This window comes from Dyella amyloliquefaciens (assembly GCF_004296575.1).
Classification (GTDB): domain Bacteria; phylum Pseudomonadota; class Gammaproteobacteria; order Xanthomonadales; family Rhodanobacteraceae; genus Dyella; species Dyella amyloliquefaciens.
Genome location: NZ_SAYT01000004.1, coordinates 218,620 through 237,356, shown reverse-complemented (window position 1 = coordinate 237,356; position 18,737 = coordinate 218,620). Strand labels below are relative to the sequence as shown.

Sequence of the window (18,737 nt, the reverse complement as noted above, 5' to 3'; positions counted from 1 at the left end):
CTGAGACGACAACGCGTACACTTGGCGCCTTGTACTGCCAGGTGCCGCCATGTCCGTGACTGAAATCCTGTTGATCGTGCTCGTCGTCGCCGTGCTGGCGCTGATCGTGTTGCAGCTGATGAACCTGCAACGTCATCGCGACGACGGCGGCCTGACGGCACGACTCGATGCGCTTAAGGACGACAACCGCCACCTGCGCGATGCGCTCGCCCAGGAACAGCGTGCCGGTCGTGGCGAGATGGCGCAGACGCTGGGTCAGTTCCGTACGGTCGTGCAGGAACAGCTGGGCGGCATGAGCACGCAGCAGCACGAGCGCATCGGCCAGTTCGGCCAGCGCCTGGACGTGCTCACCGAGCGCACCGACACCGGCCTGCAAACGCTGGCGCAGCGGTTGACCGAGGACGCACGTCGCGGCCGTGAGGAACAGACGCTCACGCTCAACCATTTCGGCGAACAGCAGCAGCAGCGCCTGGCCGCGCTCACCGCGGACAACGAAAAGCGCCTCAACGAAGTGCGCGCCACGCTGGAAACCAAGCTCAAGGCGATCCAGGACGACAACGCGGCGAAGCTGGAGCAGATGCGCGCCACGGTCGACGAGAAGCTGCAGACCACACTGGAAACGCGACTGGGCCAGTCGTTCGCCCTGGTCTCGGAGCGCCTGGAACAGGTGCAGCGCGGCCTCGGCGAAATGCAGAACCTCGCCACCGGCGTGGGTGACCTCAAGCGCGTGCTCACCAACGTGAAAACGCGCGGCATCCTCGGCGAAGTACAGCTCGGCGCGCTGCTGGAGCAGTTGCTCACCACCGAACAGTACGACTCGAACGTGATCACCATTCCCGGCAGCAACGATCGCGTGGAATTCGCCGTGCGCATGCCCGGCTCGGGCGAGACCGCGCAGCTCTATCTGCCGATCGACGCGAAATTCCCGGTGGAGGATTACCAGCGCCTGCTCGACGCACAGGAAGCGGCCGACGCGGACGCCGCCGCACTCGCCGGTCGCGCGCTGGAAACACGCGTGCGTGAGGAAGCCAAGCGGATCCGCAGCAAGTACGTGGCGCCGCCGCACACCACCGATTTCGCCGTGTTGTTCCTGCCCACCGAAGGCCTGTATGCCGAGGTGATCCGCCGCCCGGGCCTGTTCGAAACCCTGCAGCGCGAGCACCACGTCACCGTGGCCGGCCCGACCACGCTCACGGCTCTTCTCAACAGCCTGCAGATGGGCTTCCGCACGCTGGCCATCGCCAAGCGCAGCAGCGAGGTGTGGACGCTGCTCGGCGCGGTGAAGACCGAGTTCAGCAAGTTCGGCACCGTGCTGGAGAAAACGCGCAAGAAGCTCAACGAAGCAAGCAACGTTATCGATCAGGCCAGCGTGCGCACGCGCGCGATCGAACGCAAGCTGCGCGGCGTGGAAACCCTGCCCGGCCACGAGGCCCAGCAATTGCTGGGCGATGCGCCCGCACTCGAAGAGAACACCGAAGACGACGCGGAAAGCTGATCCGCGCCGTCAGGCCGAGGTGCTGACCAGCGAACCGCTGCTGCTGGTGCCCTCTTCCAGCAACGCCGCCGAGAGCGCGGTGACGGCGGTTTCCAGCTGGCCATTGGTGGTCGCCACGGCCGATTGCAGGGCGGAGATCCGCGCCATGCTCGCCGGGTCCGATGCCTTGTGGCCCGACGTCGCCGCATGCAGCGCCTGCTGCTCCTGCGCGAGCTGCTTCTGCAGCTGGGCAATTTCTCGCTTCAGGGCCTTTACCGTCGCGCTTTCCGTGCTGCTGTCGCTGCTGGAACTGCCCGACGCAGGACTGGCGCCACCGCCGCTTGCCGCTCCCTTTGTCACCGAGGTCTTCCCCGAGGCGGAAGCCGCCTGTGTCGAGGAGGATGGATCCGACGAGCCGGAGGCCGCGCCTGACGACGATCCCGCGATCGTCAGCGGAATGGTGGACGTGTCCAGGTGAATGCCGATGCTCACGCTCAGTCCTTTTGAGAGGTCGCCAGTCGCATCGGCCGGTTGCCCGGGAACTTGAGTACCGCGAGAGGCTAACCCCATTCCGCCGCGTGCTTCGTTCCACGGTATGCATCGGTCTTCGATGCCTGCCGGAGTCACCGCATGAACACCGCATGGAAATGCTTCCTAGGGATGGCCGCGCTGGCAGCCTGCACCCAAACTGGCGCCGTCGGCAGGCTGGTGGACCTCAAGGTCTACGACCGCACCTCGCAGCAGGAGCTGCCGGTCTATCGCTACGACGGGCGCTATTACGTGGCGGGACAGCCCGGCCATCGCTACCAGATCCAGTTACACAGCCTCGAAGGCCGACGCGTGCTCGGCGTCCTCTCCGTCGATGGCGTGAACGTCCTCTCCGGCGATACCGCTGACTGGTCGCAGACCGGCTATGTGCTCGACCCGTTCGCCGCCACCGAGATCCGCGGCTGGCGCAAGAGTCTTTCCGAAGTGGCGGATTTCGTATTCGCCGATGCGTCGCGCAGCTACGCGTCACGCACGGGACGACCGGACAACGTCGGCGTGATCGGCATGGCTGTGTTTCGTCCGCGCCCCTTGCCCATGCCTATGCCCGTTAGGCCCCTGCCGCAGGAGTCATCAAGCGCCCCGCTTGACCAGATGCGCTACGCCCCCGCAACACCGGCCCCGCTCGCCAAGGCGCTGTCATCGGAGAGTGGCCCCATCGGCACCGGACACGGTCCGCGCGAAACCTCGGTGGTGAGCTATACCGATTTCGAACGTGCCTCGTCCACACCCGACGACGTGATCACGCTGTACTACGACACGCGCGAGCGGCTGGTCGCACAGGGCGTCATCCCTTCGAGCGAGCGCACTCCGCCGTCACGGCCCGATCCGTTCCCCGGCCATTTCGTGCCCGATCCGCGTTGATGACTTCATGCTGTTCACCCACGACTCGCCGTCGCGTGGCAGCATGCGCGCGCCATGACCCATGACGCGCCACCGACGCCAGATACCTCCCATGCGCTGATCGATGCGCTCGAACGGGATCGCTCGCTCGAGCCGCCCGGCGCGTTGCGCGAGCGCATCCGCGCGATCGAATGGCTGGAGGAATGGCTGGAAGACGCCCCGGAATCCGATCCTCTGCATGAGCGGGCAAAAGCCCTGCTTGCGCGACTATTCGGCGCCCAGCGGCAGCTCTGCGAAACGATTCGCACAGAGATCAGGCGCGGCATTGGCATGCAGGCCTTGCGTCACTGGTCGCCCGGGGGCGACATCGACGCCGCTGAGGGTTACGACCACCTCGATGCACTGATCGGTGACGTCCTCGCCTTCGACGAACCAGCCGACGGGATCGCCCCGCTGGAACCCGGCATGGTGTTCTATCAACCGACGCCGGTGCGGCACATCTTTGACCTGGTGGAGCGCGCAGGCCTCACGGACGGCGACGTTCTTGTCGATCTGGGCTCGGGCCTCGGGCACGTGCCGATGCTGGTTGCCATTCTGAGCGGCGCGCATTGCGTCGGCATCGAACGGGAGCGGATCTACGCCCGGCTGGCGCAACGCTGCGCCGAATCGTTGCACCTCGACAGAGTGACCTTCGAGGCGAAGGACGTCCGCGATGCGGACCTGTCCCGCGGCACCGTGTTCTATCTCTATACGCCGTTCACCGGTGCGATCCTGCGCGGCGTGCTCGATGCGTTGCGCCGCGAATCGGAACGTCGTTCCATCCGGATCATCACGTTCGGTCCGTGCACGAGCGTGGTCGAATCCGAAGCGTGGTTGACAGCGGTTGGCCCCAGCGAGGCCAACCGGATTGCGGTGTTTCGAGCAGCGCCAGTCTAAGGGGCTACTCAGCTCCCACCCAGCGGCGTGGCCAGGCGCAGTGCCGAGTTGCCGGCATGCAGCCCATCGTCCGGCATGGCATCCGGCGCTTCGCCCAGCAAGGTCTGGCTGATCCACGGAGGAGTCTCGCGCGGACCGGGGATGTAGCCATGCCAGCGGCCATAGGTTTCCTTGGGTCGCTCGCCGAACGGCAGCAGGTTGAAGCTCACTGGCACGCGCACCTGCCAGTATGGGTCGTTGACGCTCTTGCCGTGGGTCGGCACGTTGTAAGTCCATTGCCTGGCGGCCAGCAGGGAGGCATCCGCCAGCATCTTGCGGTACTGGCGCATTTCATTGGCAGTGCCGTACTGGTCGAGGTTCACCTGCTCTGCCACAGCTTCTTCCACGGTGCCGTCGCGTCCGATGCGCAGCAGCAGGAACGCCGTACCGCTGACGCGCGCGCTCACCGCTGCCTTGGGGTAGGTCGGGTTCGGCTTATGCGACTTGTAACTCACCGACTCGCCATTGCTTCCGTCGTTCTCGCCGAATGACGAACCCGACACGGTCACCGAGTACTTGTCGTCTCCCATCGGCTTGGCCAGAACCAGGAGGCTCATCTTGGTATGGATCACTTCGGTCGTCGGAGACGACAGCTTGAAGGTCCAGCGCGAGACGTTCTTGTCGACGATGGCGGCCACGTCCGACGGCACCAGCTCGCGCTTGTCGATGGTGTAGCCGTGCAGGCTCCCATCCGGATTCACGTCCACCGTGCCCGTCAGCACCATGCTCGCTTCGGCCGTCTTGCGCACGCTTTGCGCGTGCGCTGCACCCAACGCCGCAAGCGACAGCAGGCAACATCCCATCCAGCTTCCCAGCTTCATATCCAACGCTCCCTTTGACTCGGGAGGAAGTCTACCCGCCAGCGGCAGTCCCCCGTAAGCACGACCCGAACCTGCAGCCAAGTCATTGATCCAGCGAAACAAGCATCGTCCCCACGGCCGAAAGCTTGACGGCCGCGTTACACTGGCGCGTCCGAAAAGCCGTACCCGAAGGAACCCGCATGACCGAGCGCAACGAGTCGACCGAAGTCACCCGCGAACAGGCCGAGGAGGCCGTACGCGTCCTGCTGCGCTGGTCGGGCGAGGATCCGGCCCGTGAAGGTCTGCTCGATACGCCCAAGCGCGTGGTGAAGGCGTACAAGGATTGGTTCTCCGGCTACGACGTCGATCCGGGCGAATACCTGCGCCGCACCTTTGAGGAAGTGGCCGGCTACGACGAAATGGTCGTGCTGCGCGACATCGAGTTCGAAAGCCATTGCGAGCACCACATGGCGCCGATCATCGGCCGCGCCCACGTGGGCTACCTGCCGACCAACCGCGTGGTGGGCATCAGCAAGCTGGCCCGCGTGGTGGACGCCTATGCACGTCGCTTCCAGGTGCAGGAAAAGCTCACCGCGCAGATTGCCCAGTGCATCCAGGAGAACCTGCACCCGGCCGGCGTGGCCGTAGTGATCGATGCCAGCCACGAATGCATGACCACGCGCGGCGTACACAAGCGCGGCGTGTCGATGGTCACCAGCCAGATGCTCGGTGCGTTCCGCGACGACGCGCGCACGCGTGCGGAGTTCCTGCAGTTCATCGGCATCCACGGCGCTGGCCGCTGAAGCCTCGCGCTTGATGTTGCCGATCGATAACGCGGGCGCCGACGAGCGCCTGCAGGACGTACTGCGCGAAGGTATCTCCGCCGAAGACTTGCCGGCCGTGTTTCCGCTGTTGCGCGGTCGTGCCCTGCTGCGCGCCTTCAGCGCGCTGTTCCATGGTGGCGACGCCCAGGTGCTGCTGCGCCTGCTGGTGCTGCGCACCCTAGGTGCACGCGCGCATGCGCCGGAATGGACGCCCGCGGAAATCCGCGACCAGCTCGCCTTCGTCGAACCGGTGAAGTTGGAAACCGTGGTGCAGCGCCTGAAGGAACACGAGCTGCTGACCTGGGACAGCGAGACGCTGCGCTACCGCGTGAGTCCGCTGGGCCGCAAGGCGCTGGCCGCCGTGTCCACGCTGCTGGAATTCGAGCGCGACGATGAGGATGGCCTCGGCTACATCACCGCGCAGCTGGCGGCCGGCCAGGCCGTGGGTCGCATCTCGGCCGACGAGCTGGGCCACCTGCTTTCGCGTCTGTCCGAGCTGAAGGAAGATTTCGACCGCGCCGTGCTGTCGGGCTCCGAGCACCGCATCCGCCGCGCCGCCCTGCACCTGGAATCGGTGTGGACCTGGGTGGAGAAAGGCACCGAGGTGGTGAGCGCCATCGCCGACAGCGAAGACCTGGACTCCTCCACGCATCGACTCGCCCAGGCCGTGGGCCGCGCGCAAAGTGCGCTGCTGCGCCAGGCCGGCGTGTTCCAGCGCGAGCTCAACAAGATCGACCAGCATCGCGTGCACCTGGGCCGCACCGGTCTCTCCTCGTCCGACCTGGTGGCCTGGCTGCGTTCGCTCACCGCCGATACGCTGGCCCAGCACGCGGACGAAGCGCACCTGCTGCCGCTGCATCCACCGTTCGTGCAGGACCAGATCGCGCTCGACGTGGCTGAATACGAACTGCTGGAGCGCGAACGCGCCGCCGCCGAAAACACCGAGCTGCCCGGCGCCGAAGCAACACCCACCACGCACGACCTGCCGATCGACGAGGAAGATCTCTCGCCGTTGCTCGACTGGCATGGCGTACTGGCCGCCGTCAGTACACCGCTGGAGCTGCGCGATGCGCTGCGTGGCGACGACTACGCGCTGAGTGCCTATCGCCTCTCGCTGCTCGGCCTGCTCGGCGACCCTGAGTCCTCCGCCCTGCAGGGCCCGACCGCCGATCTCGCACGTCTGCCGCTGCAGCTGGAAATTGAACCCCGCCTGGTGGACCCAGGCCTGGCGGCGATCGCGCTGGTAAGCGCGGGCCGCCTGCATCCCAAGGAAACCAACGATGCATGACGACATCGCCGCGCTGACCGCGCGCCTGCTGTCGCAGCGCTGGCTGCCGCGCGACGACGCGCAGGCCCGCAAGGCGCTGCTCGACGAAACCTTCCGCGAAGAACTGGACCGCCGCCTCGCCGCGGTGGGCCTGGAGCTGCGCGAACACCCCTACTCCGCCTATATCGGCGTGGCCATCACGCGCAGCGCCGAGCGCAGCGTGTTCGGGGGCAGCGACAGCTGGATCTCCAATACGCTGCAGCTCGACCGCGATGCCGTGGCGCTACTGGTGGTGCTGTGGGCGCTGATCGTGCTGCCCAAGCGCCAACGCCAGCTGGACCGCCAGCAGGCCGAAGCGGACGCCTCGCAGACGCAGATGTTCGCCGAAGCCAAGCCCATCTCGCGGGATGCGTCACTGTCGCCGGTGGTGGCCGAACGCACCCTGCTGGCCGACTTTGGCGACCGCCTCGGCGGCAAGACGCGCGTGAACTTCAACCTCGGCGTGCTGAGCCGCCACGGCTTCATCATCCGCCGCAAGGGCGAGCTGGCCGAAGGCCCGCTGCTCGACCTGGTGTTCGATTACGAGCGCACCGCACGACGCATCCTCGATGGCGCGCTGGGCGACCTGCTGGCCGGCCTCACGCCGCGCGAGGACATCGGCGACAGCGACGAGCCGCTGTACGAAGAGTCCGACGAATCCGAAGACAGCGAGGCGAGCCACGATGTTTGATTTCCGCAGCCTCGAAGTCATCCACTGGGACTACTGGCAGCGCTTCAGCCTGCCGCTGGATACCAACATCGTCACCGTGGTCGGCCCCAACGGTTCGGGCAAGACCACCCTGCTGGATGCGCTGCGCACCCTGCTCACCATCGACTGCGCCGGCAACCGCGACTACAAGAGCTACCTGCGCCACAACGGCAAGCCCTTCGCGTGGCTGCGCGCCCGCGTGGGCAACCTGCCGGGCCCGCGCGGCGAGCGCCCGTTCTTCCCGATCATGGACAGCGAAGTGACGCTGGCCATGCGCATCCAGAAGAAGGGCGGCGAATGGCAGCGCCAATACTCGGTGCTGGGCGGTGACGTGAGCATCGATGAGATCGAGGCGCGCAACGACTGGCTTGGCCTGCGCGAGTACCGCGTGCGCCTGGAAGGCGCCGGCCTGTCGCAGGCGATCCGCCGCGTGCTGACGCTGGAACAGGGCGCCACCGACAAGTTGTGCCAGCTGCCACCGAAGTCGCTGCTCGACCTGGTGTTCGACGTGTTCGGCGACAAGACCGTGCTGGAGGATTACCAGCGCGCGCGCAATGAACAATCCGAAGCGGATCGTGAACTGCACGGCCTGGAGCACCAGCTTTCACTGATCGGCGTGAGCCTGCAGGAAGCCGAGGGCCGCGTGCGTTCCTGGCAGGAGTGGGATGCGCTCAAGCACGAGCACACCGACCTGGTGGCCGAGACCCTGCCGCGGACGGAACTGGCAGAACTGCACGCCGCGATCCGCGGCGCGCGCCCGCAGTTGCTCGGCCTCAAGCGCAAGTGTCGCGATCTGTCGGCGCGCGACGTGGAACTGCAGCTTGGACTGCAGACGCTGGACGCGGGCGAGGAATCGCTGCGCGGCGAGCAACACGTGGCCGACCAGGTCCGCCAGCAGGCCAAGCAGCAACTGGACGAGGCGCGCCGTGCCGAAACTGAGAATGCCACCCTGCTCAAGCAGGAAGCGCACCTGCGCAAGCTGGTCTCCGAGCAGGACGGTGCCGATCACGAAAAGCAGGGCAAGCAACTCGTGGAAGCGCGCAGCCAGCTCGGTCGCCTGCAGAACGACGAGGCACGCCTGCGCGAACAGCTGTCCACGCTGACCGCACAGCTGGCGGCCTGGCGCCGCGGTCAACGCTATACGCCGGAGTTCGAGCAGTCGTTCCGCCGCGCGCTGGACGACGCGGGCATCGGCCACAGCATGCTCAGCGAGATCGTGGAGATCAGCGAGCCGCGCTGGCAGGCGGCTGTGGAAGCCGTGCTCGCTGGCTATCGCCATGTCGTGCTGCTCGATCATCCACGCGATCGCGAAGCTGCGTGGCGCCTGGGCGAGCAGCATCGTTACAAGCACTTCGTGGTGGCCGAGCGTGCGCCGACCACGGCACCCACGCGTGGCTCGCTGCTGGAAGTGGTGGACTTCACCGCACCCGCACCGGAATGGCTGCTGCGCCAGCTCGACCGCATCCGCCGCGTCGAAGACGTGGCCGACGGCGCGAAGCTGGGCAAGGAGCAGGACTGGATCACCCCGCAGGGCTATTTCCGCGAACGCCGCGGTGGTCGTCACCTGGGCGTGGACGATGTCTACTTTGGCAGTGCTGCGCGCGAGCGCCAGCTGCGCGAGGGCGAAGATCGCCTGCAACAGATCGAGAAGCAGCTGCGCGCCATTGGCGACAAGCGCAAGACCTACCAGGAGCAGGCCAGCGACGCCGAAAGCCTGCTGCGCGGCGCCAACGCCAGCAACCAGCTGGCCGACCGCGCCGACGAGTTCGCGGCCGCGCACGAGTCTCAACCTGCGCTGCAGGATGACGTGCAGCGTTGCGCCGACAGCTATGCCGCCGCGGAAGCACACTACGAAGCAGTTCGCGAAAAGCGCCAGCAGAATTCTCGCCGGCGCGACAACGAGGCCCGCGAGCATCGCCAGGCACAGCAGCAACTGGCCGACAGCGCGCGCCAGTTCTCCCAGTTCCGCAACGAACAGGTCGACCGCCTGAAGGCCTTCCGCCACAAACGCAGCCATGTGCGTCCGGTGCATCGCGCGCGCAAGGCCATGCTGGAGCTGCGCGAGCGCTATGAATCGCCCGCGGCCGTGCGTCGCGAGATCGACCGCATCGAGCGCCGCCTCAACGAAGGCCACTGGGAAACCGACGATGGCGTGCTTCCGCTGCGCGACAAGTACGCCAACGACCATGACGGCCTGAAGGGCGACCTGCAGCGTCGCCGCGTGCACCTGGAGCGCGCGGCCCGCATCACGCACGAGGCACGCGGCGCGTACCTCAACGTGCTCCGCAATACGGTGAAGCGCTACGCGCGCAACCTGAAGGTGCTGGCCGATCTGGCGGGCATCGGTGTGGAAACGGAACTGCCGGAGCTCTCCAACGAAGACCTGGCGCTGGCGCAAGCCGGGCTCAACGTGCGCTTCGAGTTCGACAAGAAGGGCTGGATCGGTATGGACGACGGCGAGGCATCCGGCGGCCAGCAGGTGATGAAGTCGCTGCTGTTGCTGGTCGCTTTGATGCGGGACGAGGACCGCCCCGGTGGCTTCGTGTTCATCGACGAGCCGTTCGCGCACCTGGACATCTTCAACATCGACAAGGTGGGCGCGTTCCTCAAGTCCACCCGCGCGCAGTACATCCTCACCACGCCGGCCACGCACAACATCAACGTGTTCCAGCCCAGCGACCTCACCCTGGTGACCAGCAAGCGCCGCCCCGGCGCCACCTGGGCCCAGCCGCTGGCGGTGTTGCGCCGTCGCACCGAGGCCGCCTGACCATGCGCCGCCTCGGCCTGCTGTTTCTGCTGCCCGCACTGGTGCATGCGCAGAGCACGCCGGCCGAGTACCTGCGACTGTTCGATACCGATGGCGACGGCCGCGTGAGCGAGGCCGAGTACGTGGCGCACCTGAGCGAAGGCTTCCAGCGGCTCGATCGCAATGGCGATGGCGTGCTGGAAGCCGATGAACTGCCGGGTGGGCACGGCAAGCCGATCACGCTCAAGCAATACCAGGACAACCTGCGCCGCCAGTTCCACAAGCTGGACCGCAACCACGACGGCTATCTCGACGCGCATGAGCTGACCCAGCCGCCGCAAGGTTGACGAAATCTTACCGGGCGAATCGTCACCAGCCGCCTTTGTAGGAGCGCACCCAGTGCGCGAAAAGCCTACGGAGCGAAGGTCCCGGCAACCTCCCGATCGCGCACTGGGTGCGCTCCTACAGGAAGAGCCTTCACCGATCTCTTCCTGAGGGCTGGGGAAACGCCTGCCGCACCGCACACGCCCCGTCACGCGCAATCGGCTATGGTTCGACCTTCGCCGCGAACCCCGTGCCCATGGATCAGCCGACCATCAACGAGCTCCATCCGCGCCGTCGGGCCGCGCTCGTGTTCATCTACATCACCGTGGTGCTGGACATGCTCGCGTTCGGCATCGTCATTCCGGTGCTGCCCCACCTGATCGAACAGCTGGCCGGTGGCGGCATCGCCAGGGCGGCCTGGTGGGTGGGCGTATTCGGCACCGTGTTCGCCATCGTGCAGTTTGCGTTTTCGCCGGTGCAGGGGGCGCTGTCGGACCGGTTCGGGCGCCGCCCGGTCATCCTAATCTCCAACGCGGGCCTGGCCATCGACTTCGTGGTGCTCGCGCTGGCGCCCACGCTGTGGCTGCTGTTCCTGGCCCGCGTGCTGCTGGGCATGACGGCGGCCAGCTTCACCACGGCCAACGCCTACATCGCCGACATCACGCCCAAGGAAAAGCGCGCCGCGGCCTACGGCATCCTCGGCAGCGCGTTCGGTCTGGGCTTCATCATCGGTCCGGGCCTCGGCGGCTTCCTGGGCGACATCCACCTGCGCCTGCCGTTCTGGGTCGCTGCGGCGCTGGCTGCCTGCAATTTCATGTACGGCCTGTTCGTATTGCCCGAATCGCTGCCGAAGGAACGCCGCACCAAGCGCTTCGAGATGCACAGCGCGCATCCGCTGGGCTCGCTGAAGCTGGTGCGCCGCTATCCGCTGGTGATGGGCCTGGCGGTGGTGATGTTCCTGGTCTACCTCGCGCACTACGTGCTGCAGACCACCTTCGTGCTCTACGCGGACTACCGCTACAGCTGGGGTCCGCAGGCCGTCGGTTACGTGCTGATGCTGATGGGTGCATGCGATGGGTTCGTGCAGGCCGTGCTTACCCGCAAGCTGGCGCCGAAGTTCGGCGAGCGGCGGCTGATGCTCGGCGGCATGTTGTGCGGCATCGGCTCGTTCCTGGCGATGGGCCTGGCCAGCAGCGGCACGGTGTTCCTGCTCGGCATTCCCCTCATGGCACTGTGGGGCCTTTCGCAACCGCCGATCCAGTCGCTGATGACGCATCAGGTCGATCCTTCCGAACAAGGCCGCCTGCAGGGTGCGATCAGCAGCCTGGCGAGCTTCGCCGGCATTTTTGGCCCGTTCCTGTTCGCCCAGGTGTTCTCGTTTTCCATCTCGCCTTCGTCGCCCGTCCACTTGCCCGGCCTGGCCTTCGTGTTGTCGGCCGGCCTGCTGGCGGTCGGCACGGTGCTCGCCATGCGCGTTACCCGTCACACGGGCGATCTGGCCCAGGCCGATTCCCCCACCGATACCAGCGGGACGGGCGAGCTTTCCTCGGTCGTCACGCTTCAAGGCACCGTCACCACCCCTGAACCACCGGAGCAATCCCCATGACTTTGTCGATGTACCAGGCCTCTGTTCCCGTTTTCCTGCGCGCGCTGGCCAATCTGCAGCATGTGCTGCGCAAGGGCGAGGCACATGCCGAGGCACGCAAGTACGAACCCGCGCTGCTGCTGGGCGCGCGCCTGACGGCGGACATGCTGCCGCTTACGCGCCAGGTGCAGATCGCCACCGACATGGCCAAGAACGGCGCGGCGCGCCTCGCCGGCGTGGATCCGTTGAAGTTCGAGGACAACGAAGCCAGCTTCGCCGAACTGCATGCGCGCATCGATCGCGCGATCGACTACATCAAGAGCTTCAAGCCCGACCAGATCGATGGCAGCGAAACCCGTGCGATCACGCTCAAGATGCGCAGCGGCGAACAGCATTTCGAAGGCGAGGGCTACCTGCTGCACTTCGTGATCCCGAACCTGTTCTTCCACTGCACCACCGCCTACGCGATCCTGCGTGAGGCCGGCGCCGATCTCGGCAAGACGGACTTCATCGGCAAGGCCTGATCGCTCGCCGCTGCACGGCCCGTCGACCCGCCGACATCCGGCGCGGCGGGCCGGCATCCATCAACTCTTGATAGTGGGCGGCCGCGTACCCATGAAGAGGAAGTCCCAGAGGAATTGCCCATGACTGCTCCCGTTGCCCTCAAGATCGACTTTGTTTCCGATGTGGTGTGCCCCTGGTGCGCCGTCGGCCTGAAGTCGCTGGAGCGCGCACTGCAGAGCATGGGCGACGACGTCGCGGTGGAGATGCACTTCCAGCCGTTCGAGCTCAATCCGCAGATGGCGCCGGAAGGTGAAGACGTGGTGGAGCACCTGGTGCGCAAGTACGGCAGCACGCCGGAGCAGATGGAGCAGAACCAGGAAGCGATCCGCCAGCGCGGCGCCGAAGTCGGCTTCACCTTCAACATGGACCGCCGCAAGCGCATCGTGAATACCTTCGATGCCCACCGCCTGCTGCACTGGGCGGCCTTGCAGGGGCGCCAGCCCGAACTGAAGCAGGCGCTGCTCGCCGCCTATTTCACCGAAGGACGCGATGTGAGTTCGCGCGACGTGCTGGTGGATGTGGCGACACAGGTTGGCCTCGACCCGGTCGAGGCGCGTCACGTGCTGGCCGAGGACCGCTATGCGCAGGACGTCCGTGCGCAGGAGCAGTTCTACCAGTCGCAGGGCGTCCGCGCCGTGCCGTCGGTGATCATCAACGATCGCTACCTGATCCAGGGCGGCCAACCGCCTGAGGTCTTCGAACAGACCTTGCGCAAGATCGCCGCCGAAGGGTAACCCGCCGGACTGCGATGCCCCTCCTGTAGGAGCGCACCCAGTGCGCGACCGCGGCCGCCAACCGCAGCCCACCCCCGCCCCACCGCCCGACCATGCGAAAATGCCGGACTATCCACGTCCGACGCCCTCCCCGCATGATCCGACTCACCGACATCAAGCTCCCGCTGGACCACCCCGAAGGGGCGGTCGAGGCCGCCGTGCGCGCGAAGCTCGGGCTCGGCAAGGACGCGGTGCATGCCGTCCATGTGTTCCGCCGCGGCTACGACGCGCGCAAGCGCGGCGCCATCCAGCTGATCTACACGCTGGACGTGGAACTGGCCGATGAAGCCGGCGTGCTCAAGCGCCATGCCGACGACAAGCACGTACAGCCCACGCCCGACACCAGCTACCACTTCGTGGCGCAGGCGCCGGAGGATCTGGCCCAGCGCCCCATCGTGATCGGCATGGGACCGTGCGGCCTGTTCGCCGGACTGCTGCTGGCGCAGATGGGCTATCGCCCCATCATCCTGGACCGTGGCAAGGCGGTGCGCGAACGCACCGTGGATACCTGGGGCCTGTGGCGCAAGCGCAAGCTCGAACCAGAATCCAACGTGCAGTTCGGCGAAGGTGGTGCCGGCACGTTCTCCGACGGCAAGCTGCACAGCCAGATTTCCGATCCGCACCATCACGGTCGCAAGGTGCTCACCGAATTCGTGCTGGCCGGCGCGCCGGAAGAGATCCTCTACGTCAGCAAGCCGCACATCGGCACCTTCCGCCTCGTCACGATGGTGGAGAACATGCGCGCGACCATCGAGTCGCTGGGCGGCGAGATCCGCTTCTCGCAGCGCGTGGATGATTTCCTCGTCGACACCGATGCCGATGGCACCCGCCAGATCCGCGGTGTGGTGCTGGCCAGCGGCGAACAGCTGCTGAGCGACCACGTGGTGCTCGCCGTGGGCCACAGTGCGCGCGACACCTTCTTCCAGCTGCACGAGCGCGGCGTATACATGGAAGCCAAACCATTTTCGATCGGCTTCCGCGTCGAACATCCGCAGTCGATCGTCGACCAGGCACGCTTCGGCCCGCAGGCGGGGCATCCGATCCTCGGTGCCGCCGACTACAAGCTGGTGCACCACTGCAAGAACGGCCGCTCGGTGTACAGCTTCTGCATGTGCCCGGGCGGCACCGTGGTGGCCGCTGCATCCGAACCGGAGCGCGTGGTCACCAACGGCATGAGTCAGTATTCGCGCAACGAGCGCAATGCGAACGCGGCCATCGTGGTGGGCATCGATCCGAAAGACTTCGCCGCCTTCGACGACAGCGGCAGTCCGCTCGCCGGCATCGCGCTGCAGCGCGCACTCGAATCGCGTGCCTACGAACTCGGCGGGCGCGACTACAGCGCGCCGGGCCAGCTGGTCGGCGATTTCCTGGCGGGCAAGCCGTCGTCCGAATTCGGCAGCGTGCAGCCCTCGTACAAGCCCGGTGTGCATCTCACCGACCTCGCGCCTGCCCTGCCCGATTACGCCATCGAGGCAATCCGCGAGGCATTGCCGGCGTTCGATCGCCAAATCAAGGGCTTCGCCATGCGCGACGCCATACTGACCGGCGTGGAGACGCGCACCTCGTCCCCGGTGCGCATCCGCCGTGGCGACGACTACCAGAGCCTCAACACGCAGGGCCTGTATCCCGCGGGCGAAGGGGCTGGCTACGCCGGCGGCATCCTCTCGGCGGCCGTGGACGGCATCCGCGTGGCCGAGGCTGTCGCCCTACGGATCAACGCTGGCCTCTGATCCCACGCCGTTCCGGCGGAGCGGGGATGCCGGGCCGGCACCCCGGTCCCCGGCATGCGAGAATGGCCAGCCGTCGCGAACCCTCGCGCCCCGATCTGCCCATGCTCACTGACGCCACCAAAGACGCGATCCGCGCCTCCTATACGCGCCTGAAGGACGGCCTGCCCGGCTTCCGAGCGCGTGCGTCGCAGGGAAAGATGATCGCCGAGGTGGCCAAGGCACTGGCACAGGAAGGTGGCGCCGCCGTGATCGAGGCGCCCACCGGCACCGGCAAGTCGATGGCCTACCTGATCGCCGGCGTCGAAGTGGCGCGCGCGCAGAAGAAGAAGCTGCTGATCGCCACCGCGACCGTCGCGCTGCAGGAGCAGCTCGTGCAGCGTGATATCCCGCTGTACCTCAAGCTCAACGGCACCGAGGCGAAGGTGGCACTGGCCAAGGGCCGCGGCCGCTACCTGTGCCCGCGCAACCTCGCGATGGCCAGCAACAGCCTCAACGAGACGGCCCAGATGGGCCTCGGCTTCGATGCCGACCTGGCGCTGTGGACCAAGCCGCCGCAGGAACGCGACAAGAAGGCGCTGTCCAAGCTGGCCGACCTGTTCGATCGCCATGAATGGGACGGCGACATCGACGCCGCGCCCGAACCGATCAGCGACCTGCTGCGCCCGATGATCACCACCAGCGCGGGCGGCTGCACCGGCCGCAAGTGCGCGCTGTTCATGAACTGCCCGTTCTTCGCCGCGCGCCGCGCGGTGGGCGACGCCGACATCATCGTGGCCAACCAGGACCTGGTGCTGGCCGACCTCACCATGCCGCGCGAGGAAGACGGTTTCGGCGGCGTGATCCTGCCCAAGCCCGACGAAACGCTGTACATCTTCGACGAAGGTCACCACGTCCCGTCGAAGGCAATCGATCGCGGCGCCGCCGAGGTCTACATGACCGCTGCCGTGCGCCAGCTGAGTCGCCTGGGCCGGCAGATCCACGCCGCGTATTCGCTCACCGACAAGGAAGTGATCGGCAAACTCTCGCTGGATGCCGGCGACGAAAAGTTGCAGGAGCTCAGCAACGGGCTGGAAGAACTGGAAAGGGAAATCCGCCTCGGCTGGCTGCCCTCGCCCGACGACAATGAGCCGATGTATCGCGGCTCGCTCGGCCAGTTGCCCGAAGCGTGGGTGGAGCACGCCCGCGCACTCTACGTATTCACCGGCGAGATCGAGCGCTGGGTCGGCGCCGTGCGCCGCGCGGTGCTCGAGATGACCGAGAGCGGCCCCACGCATGAAGCGCTGTCGCGCGAGCTGGGCATAGCGCTGGAGCGCATCGACCGTCAGCTGCGCACGTGGCGCGCGTGGTCAGCCTCGGATGGTGACAACGCACCGCCGCTCGCACGCTGGGTGACACTGGGTTCCGACCAGCAATTGATCTGCCATGCCTCCGCGGTTTCCGCGGGCGGCCTGCTGCGCAGCGTGCTGTGGGGCAACGCGAGCGCCGCGGTAATGACCTCCGCCACGCTCAGCGCTGGCGGCAATTTCCGGGGTTTTGCCGATGCCGTCGGCCTACCCGACGAAGCGGTGACGCTGAGCCTGCCCTCCCCGTTCGACCTCGCCGCGCAGGCGCGCCTCGAAGTGCCGGCGCTGCGCGCGCTGCCCGATGCGCGCGAAGAGCACGTGCAGGAAATCTGCGACTGGCTTTCGGCAAACCTGGACTGGTCGGCCGGCAACCTCGTGTTGTTCACCTCGCGCATGAAACTCGATCGCGTGCTGCAGAAGCTGCCGATCGAATACGTGCGCAAGGTGCGCGCACAAGGCTCGCTGGGCAAGGCACAGCTGGTGGCCGAACACATCGCCGACATTGAAGCAGGCAAGGGCAGCACGCTGTTCGGCCTCGCCTCGTTCGGCGAAGGCCTCGACCTGCCGGGCAAGCTGTGCGAAACGGTGGTGATCACCCAGCTGCCGTTCGCGGTACCCACCGATCCGGTGGGCGCGACCTACGCGGAATGGCTCGAGTCGCGCGGCCGTAATCCCTTCATCGAAGTCACCGTGCCGGAAGCGACGCGCCTGCTCACGCAGTATTGCGGCCGCCTGATCCGCACCGAGACCGATCGCGGCCGCATCGTGCTGCTGGATCGCCGCGTCGTGCTCAAGCGCTACGGCGAGCGCATGCTCAAGGCACTGCCGCCCTTCACCCGCGTCATCGAGAAAGTGGCATGAGCTTTCACGTCATCCGCGCCGCCGACACGCAACCGCAGCCGTGGAAGAACGGCATGGGCACCACGCGCGAGATCGCGCGCTTTCCCGCCAATGCCGGCAGCGAGGATTTCCTGTGGCGAGTCAGCGTGGCCGAGGTGAACAGCGCCGCGCCGTTCTCCACCTTTCCCGGCATCGATCGACAGATCGTGCTGCTGGAAGGCGACGGCTTCACCATGACGCTGGACGATGCGCGCGAGCATGCGCTGGTGTTGCCGTTCGAGCCGTTCGCCTTTGCGGGCGAGGCGCGCGTGGAAGTGACGATGGCCGGCGGCGCCACGCGGGATTTCAACCTGATGGTTCGCCGCGCGTGGGGACAGGGCGAGGTGCGTACGATCGATCAACCGGGCAGCCATGAGCCGGATCCTTCGTGCGTGCTGATCTACGTCGCACGTGGTTCGGTGACAACCATCGATGGCGATCTGCAGGCCGGCGACGCGTGGCTGCCCGATCGCAGTCCGTTCAAGCTGGCCGAAGGCAGCGTCGTGCTGCTGGCGTTGGTGCGGCCGCGCTGAGGGTAGCCCCCCTCTACCGCTGTAGGAGCGCACCCAGTGCGCGAAAAGCCAACGGAGCGGTGAAGCCGATACGCCGCGGTCGCGCACTGGGTGCGCTCCTACAAGTGGATAGGCTGGAAGCCGCTGTCATCACCCGGCGACCGCTTGCCCGTATGATCAGGTCGTTCCGCCAACCTCTCAGGTGAGCCCATGACGCTGCTGATCCTCGGTCTGGTGTTGTTCCTCGGTTCGCATTCCATCCGCATCTTTGCCAACGACTGGCGCAGCCGGCAGATCGCCCGGCTCGGCGAAAAGGGCTGGAAAGGGCTCTATACGCTGGTATCCATCGCTGGCTTCGCACTGATCATCTGGGGCTTCGGGCTGGCCCGCCAGCAACCCGTGTTGTTGTATGTGCCGCCGATGTGGCTGCGCCATCTCAATGCGCTGTTCACCCTGATCGCCTTCGTCCTGGTGATCGCGGCCTATGTGCCCGGCAATCACTTCAAGGCGAAGCTCGGCCATCCCATGCTGGCCGGCGTGAAAACCTGGGCCTTCGGCCATCTGCTCGCGACCGGCATGCTGCATGACGTGGTGCTATTTGGAGCCTTCCTGCTGTGGGCCGTGGTCGACTTCATCAGCGCCCGCCGCCGTGATCGCGCCGCAGGCGTGCGCTATCCGGCGGGAACGGTGAAGGGCGACGTCATCGCGCTGGTGGCTGGCATGGTGTTCTGGGCGGTGTTCGCGTTCTGGCTGCACGGCTGGCTGATCGGCGTGAAGCCCATGGGGTGAAAGTAGTCATCTACG

17 protein-coding genes are annotated in these 18,737 nt (G+C 66.6%); 15 read left to right on the top strand and 2 right to left on the bottom strand.

The features are described from left to right. Positions 1-49 precede the first annotated feature (49 nt). Positions 50-1,495 (top strand): DNA recombination protein RmuC, encoded by a 1,446-nt coding sequence (locus EPB08_RS11400; protein ID WP_130619214.1) that lies wholly within the window; start codon positions 50-52, stop codon positions 1,493-1,495. A 9-nt stretch (positions 1,496-1,504) separates the two neighbouring features. On the opposite strand, the gene EPB08_RS11395 is transcribed toward EPB08_RS11400, so the two are convergent. Further along, the gene (locus EPB08_RS11395) at positions 1,505-1,966 is read right to left on the bottom strand and encodes a hypothetical protein (protein WP_205746341.1); all 462 of its coding nucleotides are present in this window, start codon (positions 1,964-1,966) and stop codon (positions 1,505-1,507) included. A 138-nt stretch (positions 1,967-2,104) separates the two neighbouring features. Here EPB08_RS11395 and EPB08_RS11390 point away from each other — a divergent pair, with 138 nt between their 5' ends. Both EPB08_RS11390 and EPB08_RS11385 read left to right on the top strand, forming a co-directional pair. Further along, positions 2,105-2,884, top strand: coding sequence for a hypothetical protein (locus tag EPB08_RS11390; protein WP_130619213.1), 780 nt, complete (start codon positions 2,105-2,107; stop codon positions 2,882-2,884). A 54-nt stretch (positions 2,885-2,938) separates the two neighbouring features. After that, a complete protein-coding gene (locus tag EPB08_RS11385) occupies positions 2,939-3,799 on the top strand; it encodes a class I SAM-dependent methyltransferase (RefSeq protein WP_130619212.1) in 861 nt (286 codons plus the stop codon). A gap of 8 nt (positions 3,800-3,807) precedes the next feature. On the opposite strand, the gene EPB08_RS11380 is transcribed toward EPB08_RS11385, so the two are convergent. Further along, entirely contained in the window at positions 3,808-4,659 is an 852-nt protein-coding gene (locus EPB08_RS11380) for an energy transducer TonB (protein ID WP_130619211.1), read from the bottom strand. A gap of 179 nt (positions 4,660-4,838) precedes the next feature. Between EPB08_RS11380 and folE the strand changes: the two genes are divergently transcribed. The 12 genes from folE to EPB08_RS11320 all read left to right on the top strand — a co-directional run bounded on the left by folE (position 4,839) and on the right by EPB08_RS11320 (position 18,722). Then, positions 4,839-5,441, top strand: a complete 603-nt coding sequence (folE, locus tag EPB08_RS11375) for a GTP cyclohydrolase I FolE (RefSeq protein ID WP_130619210.1) — start codon at positions 4,839-4,841, stop codon at positions 5,439-5,441. Positions 5,442-5,454: 13 nt separating this feature from the next. Continuing rightward, positions 5,455-6,750: a hypothetical protein gene (locus tag EPB08_RS11370; RefSeq protein WP_130619209.1), complete on the top strand. Its 1,296-nt coding sequence runs from the start codon at positions 5,455-5,457 to the stop codon at positions 6,748-6,750. Next, positions 6,743-7,459: a hypothetical protein gene (locus tag EPB08_RS11365; RefSeq protein WP_130619208.1), complete on the top strand. Its 717-nt coding sequence runs from the start codon at positions 6,743-6,745 to the stop codon at positions 7,457-7,459. The genes EPB08_RS11370 and EPB08_RS11365 overlap by 8 nt, the downstream gene beginning before the upstream one ends. Continuing rightward, entirely contained in the window at positions 7,452-10,244 is a 2,793-nt protein-coding gene (locus EPB08_RS11360) for an AAA family ATPase (protein WP_165418488.1), read from the top strand. The genes EPB08_RS11365 and EPB08_RS11360 overlap by 8 nt, the downstream gene beginning before the upstream one ends. Before the next feature lie 2 nt (positions 10,245-10,246). Then, the gene (locus tag EPB08_RS11355) at positions 10,247-10,570 is read left to right on the top strand and encodes an EF-hand domain-containing protein (protein ID WP_130619206.1); all 324 of its coding nucleotides are present in this window, start codon (positions 10,247-10,249) and stop codon (positions 10,568-10,570) included. A gap of 233 nt (positions 10,571-10,803) precedes the next feature. After that, positions 10,804-12,153, top strand: coding sequence for a TCR/Tet family MFS transporter (locus EPB08_RS11350; protein WP_130619205.1), 1,350 nt, complete (start codon positions 10,804-10,806; stop codon positions 12,151-12,153). Next, positions 12,150-12,656, top strand: a complete 507-nt coding sequence (locus EPB08_RS11345; protein WP_130619204.1) for a DUF1993 domain-containing protein — start codon at positions 12,150-12,152, stop codon at positions 12,654-12,656. The genes EPB08_RS11350 and EPB08_RS11345 overlap by 4 nt, the downstream gene beginning before the upstream one ends. Before the next feature lie 120 nt (positions 12,657-12,776). Continuing rightward, positions 12,777-13,430, top strand: coding sequence for a DsbA family oxidoreductase (locus EPB08_RS11340; RefSeq protein WP_130619203.1), 654 nt, complete (start codon positions 12,777-12,779; stop codon positions 13,428-13,430). Between the two features lie 134 nt (positions 13,431-13,564). After that, complete coding sequence (locus EPB08_RS11335; RefSeq protein WP_130619202.1) at positions 13,565-15,199, top strand: NAD(P)/FAD-dependent oxidoreductase; 1,635 nt, start codon at positions 13,565-13,567, stop codon at positions 15,197-15,199. 101 nt (positions 15,200-15,300) lie between these two features. Beyond that, positions 15,301-17,403 carry an ATP-dependent DNA helicase DinG gene (gene dinG, locus EPB08_RS11330; RefSeq protein WP_130619201.1) on the top strand — a complete coding sequence of 701 codons (2,103 nt, stop codon included), beginning with the start codon at positions 15,301-15,303 and terminating at the stop codon, positions 17,401-17,403. Beyond that, entirely contained in the window at positions 17,400-17,954 is a 555-nt protein-coding gene (locus tag EPB08_RS11325; RefSeq protein ID WP_130619200.1) for a HutD/Ves family protein, read from the top strand. The genes dinG and EPB08_RS11325 overlap by 4 nt, the downstream gene beginning before the upstream one ends. 189 nt (positions 17,955-18,143) lie before the next feature. Further along, on the top strand, positions 18,144-18,722 hold the full coding sequence (locus EPB08_RS11320; RefSeq protein ID WP_130619199.1) for an NnrU family protein: 579 nt from the start codon (positions 18,144-18,146) through the stop codon (positions 18,720-18,722). Positions 18,723-18,737: the final 15 nt, after the last annotated feature.

Excerpts from the sequence above, each read along its gene's own strand:
- EPB08_RS11400 (WP_130619214.1), top strand. The coding sequence starts at position 50 with ATGTCCGTGACTGAAATCCTGTTGATCGTGCTCGTCGTCGCCGTGCTG.
- EPB08_RS11390 (WP_130619213.1), top strand. The coding sequence starts at position 2,105 with ATGAACACCGCATGGAAATGCTTCCTAGGGATGGCCGCGCTGGCAGCC.
- EPB08_RS11385 (WP_130619212.1), top strand. The coding sequence starts at position 2,939 with ATGACCCATGACGCGCCACCGACGCCAGATACCTCCCATGCGCTGATC.
- EPB08_RS11380 (WP_130619211.1), bottom strand. The coding sequence starts at position 4,659 with ATGAAGCTGGGAAGCTGGATGGGATGTTGCCTGCTGTCGCTTGCGGCG.
- folE (WP_130619210.1), top strand. The coding sequence starts at position 4,839 with ATGACCGAGCGCAACGAGTCGACCGAAGTCACCCGCGAACAGGCCGAG.
- EPB08_RS11370 (WP_130619209.1), top strand. The coding sequence starts at position 5,455 with ATGTTGCCGATCGATAACGCGGGCGCCGACGAGCGCCTGCAGGACGTA.
- EPB08_RS11365 (WP_130619208.1), top strand. The coding sequence starts at position 6,743 with ATGCATGACGACATCGCCGCGCTGACCGCGCGCCTGCTGTCGCAGCGC.
- EPB08_RS11360 (WP_165418488.1), top strand. The coding sequence starts at position 7,452 with ATGTTTGATTTCCGCAGCCTCGAAGTCATCCACTGGGACTACTGGCAG.
- EPB08_RS11355 (WP_130619206.1), top strand. The coding sequence starts at position 10,247 with ATGCGCCGCCTCGGCCTGCTGTTTCTGCTGCCCGCACTGGTGCATGCG.
- EPB08_RS11350 (WP_130619205.1), top strand. The coding sequence starts at position 10,804 with ATGGATCAGCCGACCATCAACGAGCTCCATCCGCGCCGTCGGGCCGCG.
- EPB08_RS11345 (WP_130619204.1), top strand. The coding sequence starts at position 12,150 with ATGACTTTGTCGATGTACCAGGCCTCTGTTCCCGTTTTCCTGCGCGCG.
- EPB08_RS11340 (WP_130619203.1), top strand. The coding sequence starts at position 12,777 with ATGACTGCTCCCGTTGCCCTCAAGATCGACTTTGTTTCCGATGTGGTG.
- EPB08_RS11335 (WP_130619202.1), top strand. The coding sequence starts at position 13,565 with ATGATCCGACTCACCGACATCAAGCTCCCGCTGGACCACCCCGAAGGG.
- dinG (WP_130619201.1), top strand. The coding sequence starts at position 15,301 with ATGCTCACTGACGCCACCAAAGACGCGATCCGCGCCTCCTATACGCGC.
- EPB08_RS11325 (WP_130619200.1), top strand. The coding sequence starts at position 17,400 with ATGAGCTTTCACGTCATCCGCGCCGCCGACACGCAACCGCAGCCGTGG.
- EPB08_RS11320 (WP_130619199.1), top strand. The coding sequence starts at position 18,144 with ATGACGCTGCTGATCCTCGGTCTGGTGTTGTTCCTCGGTTCGCATTCC.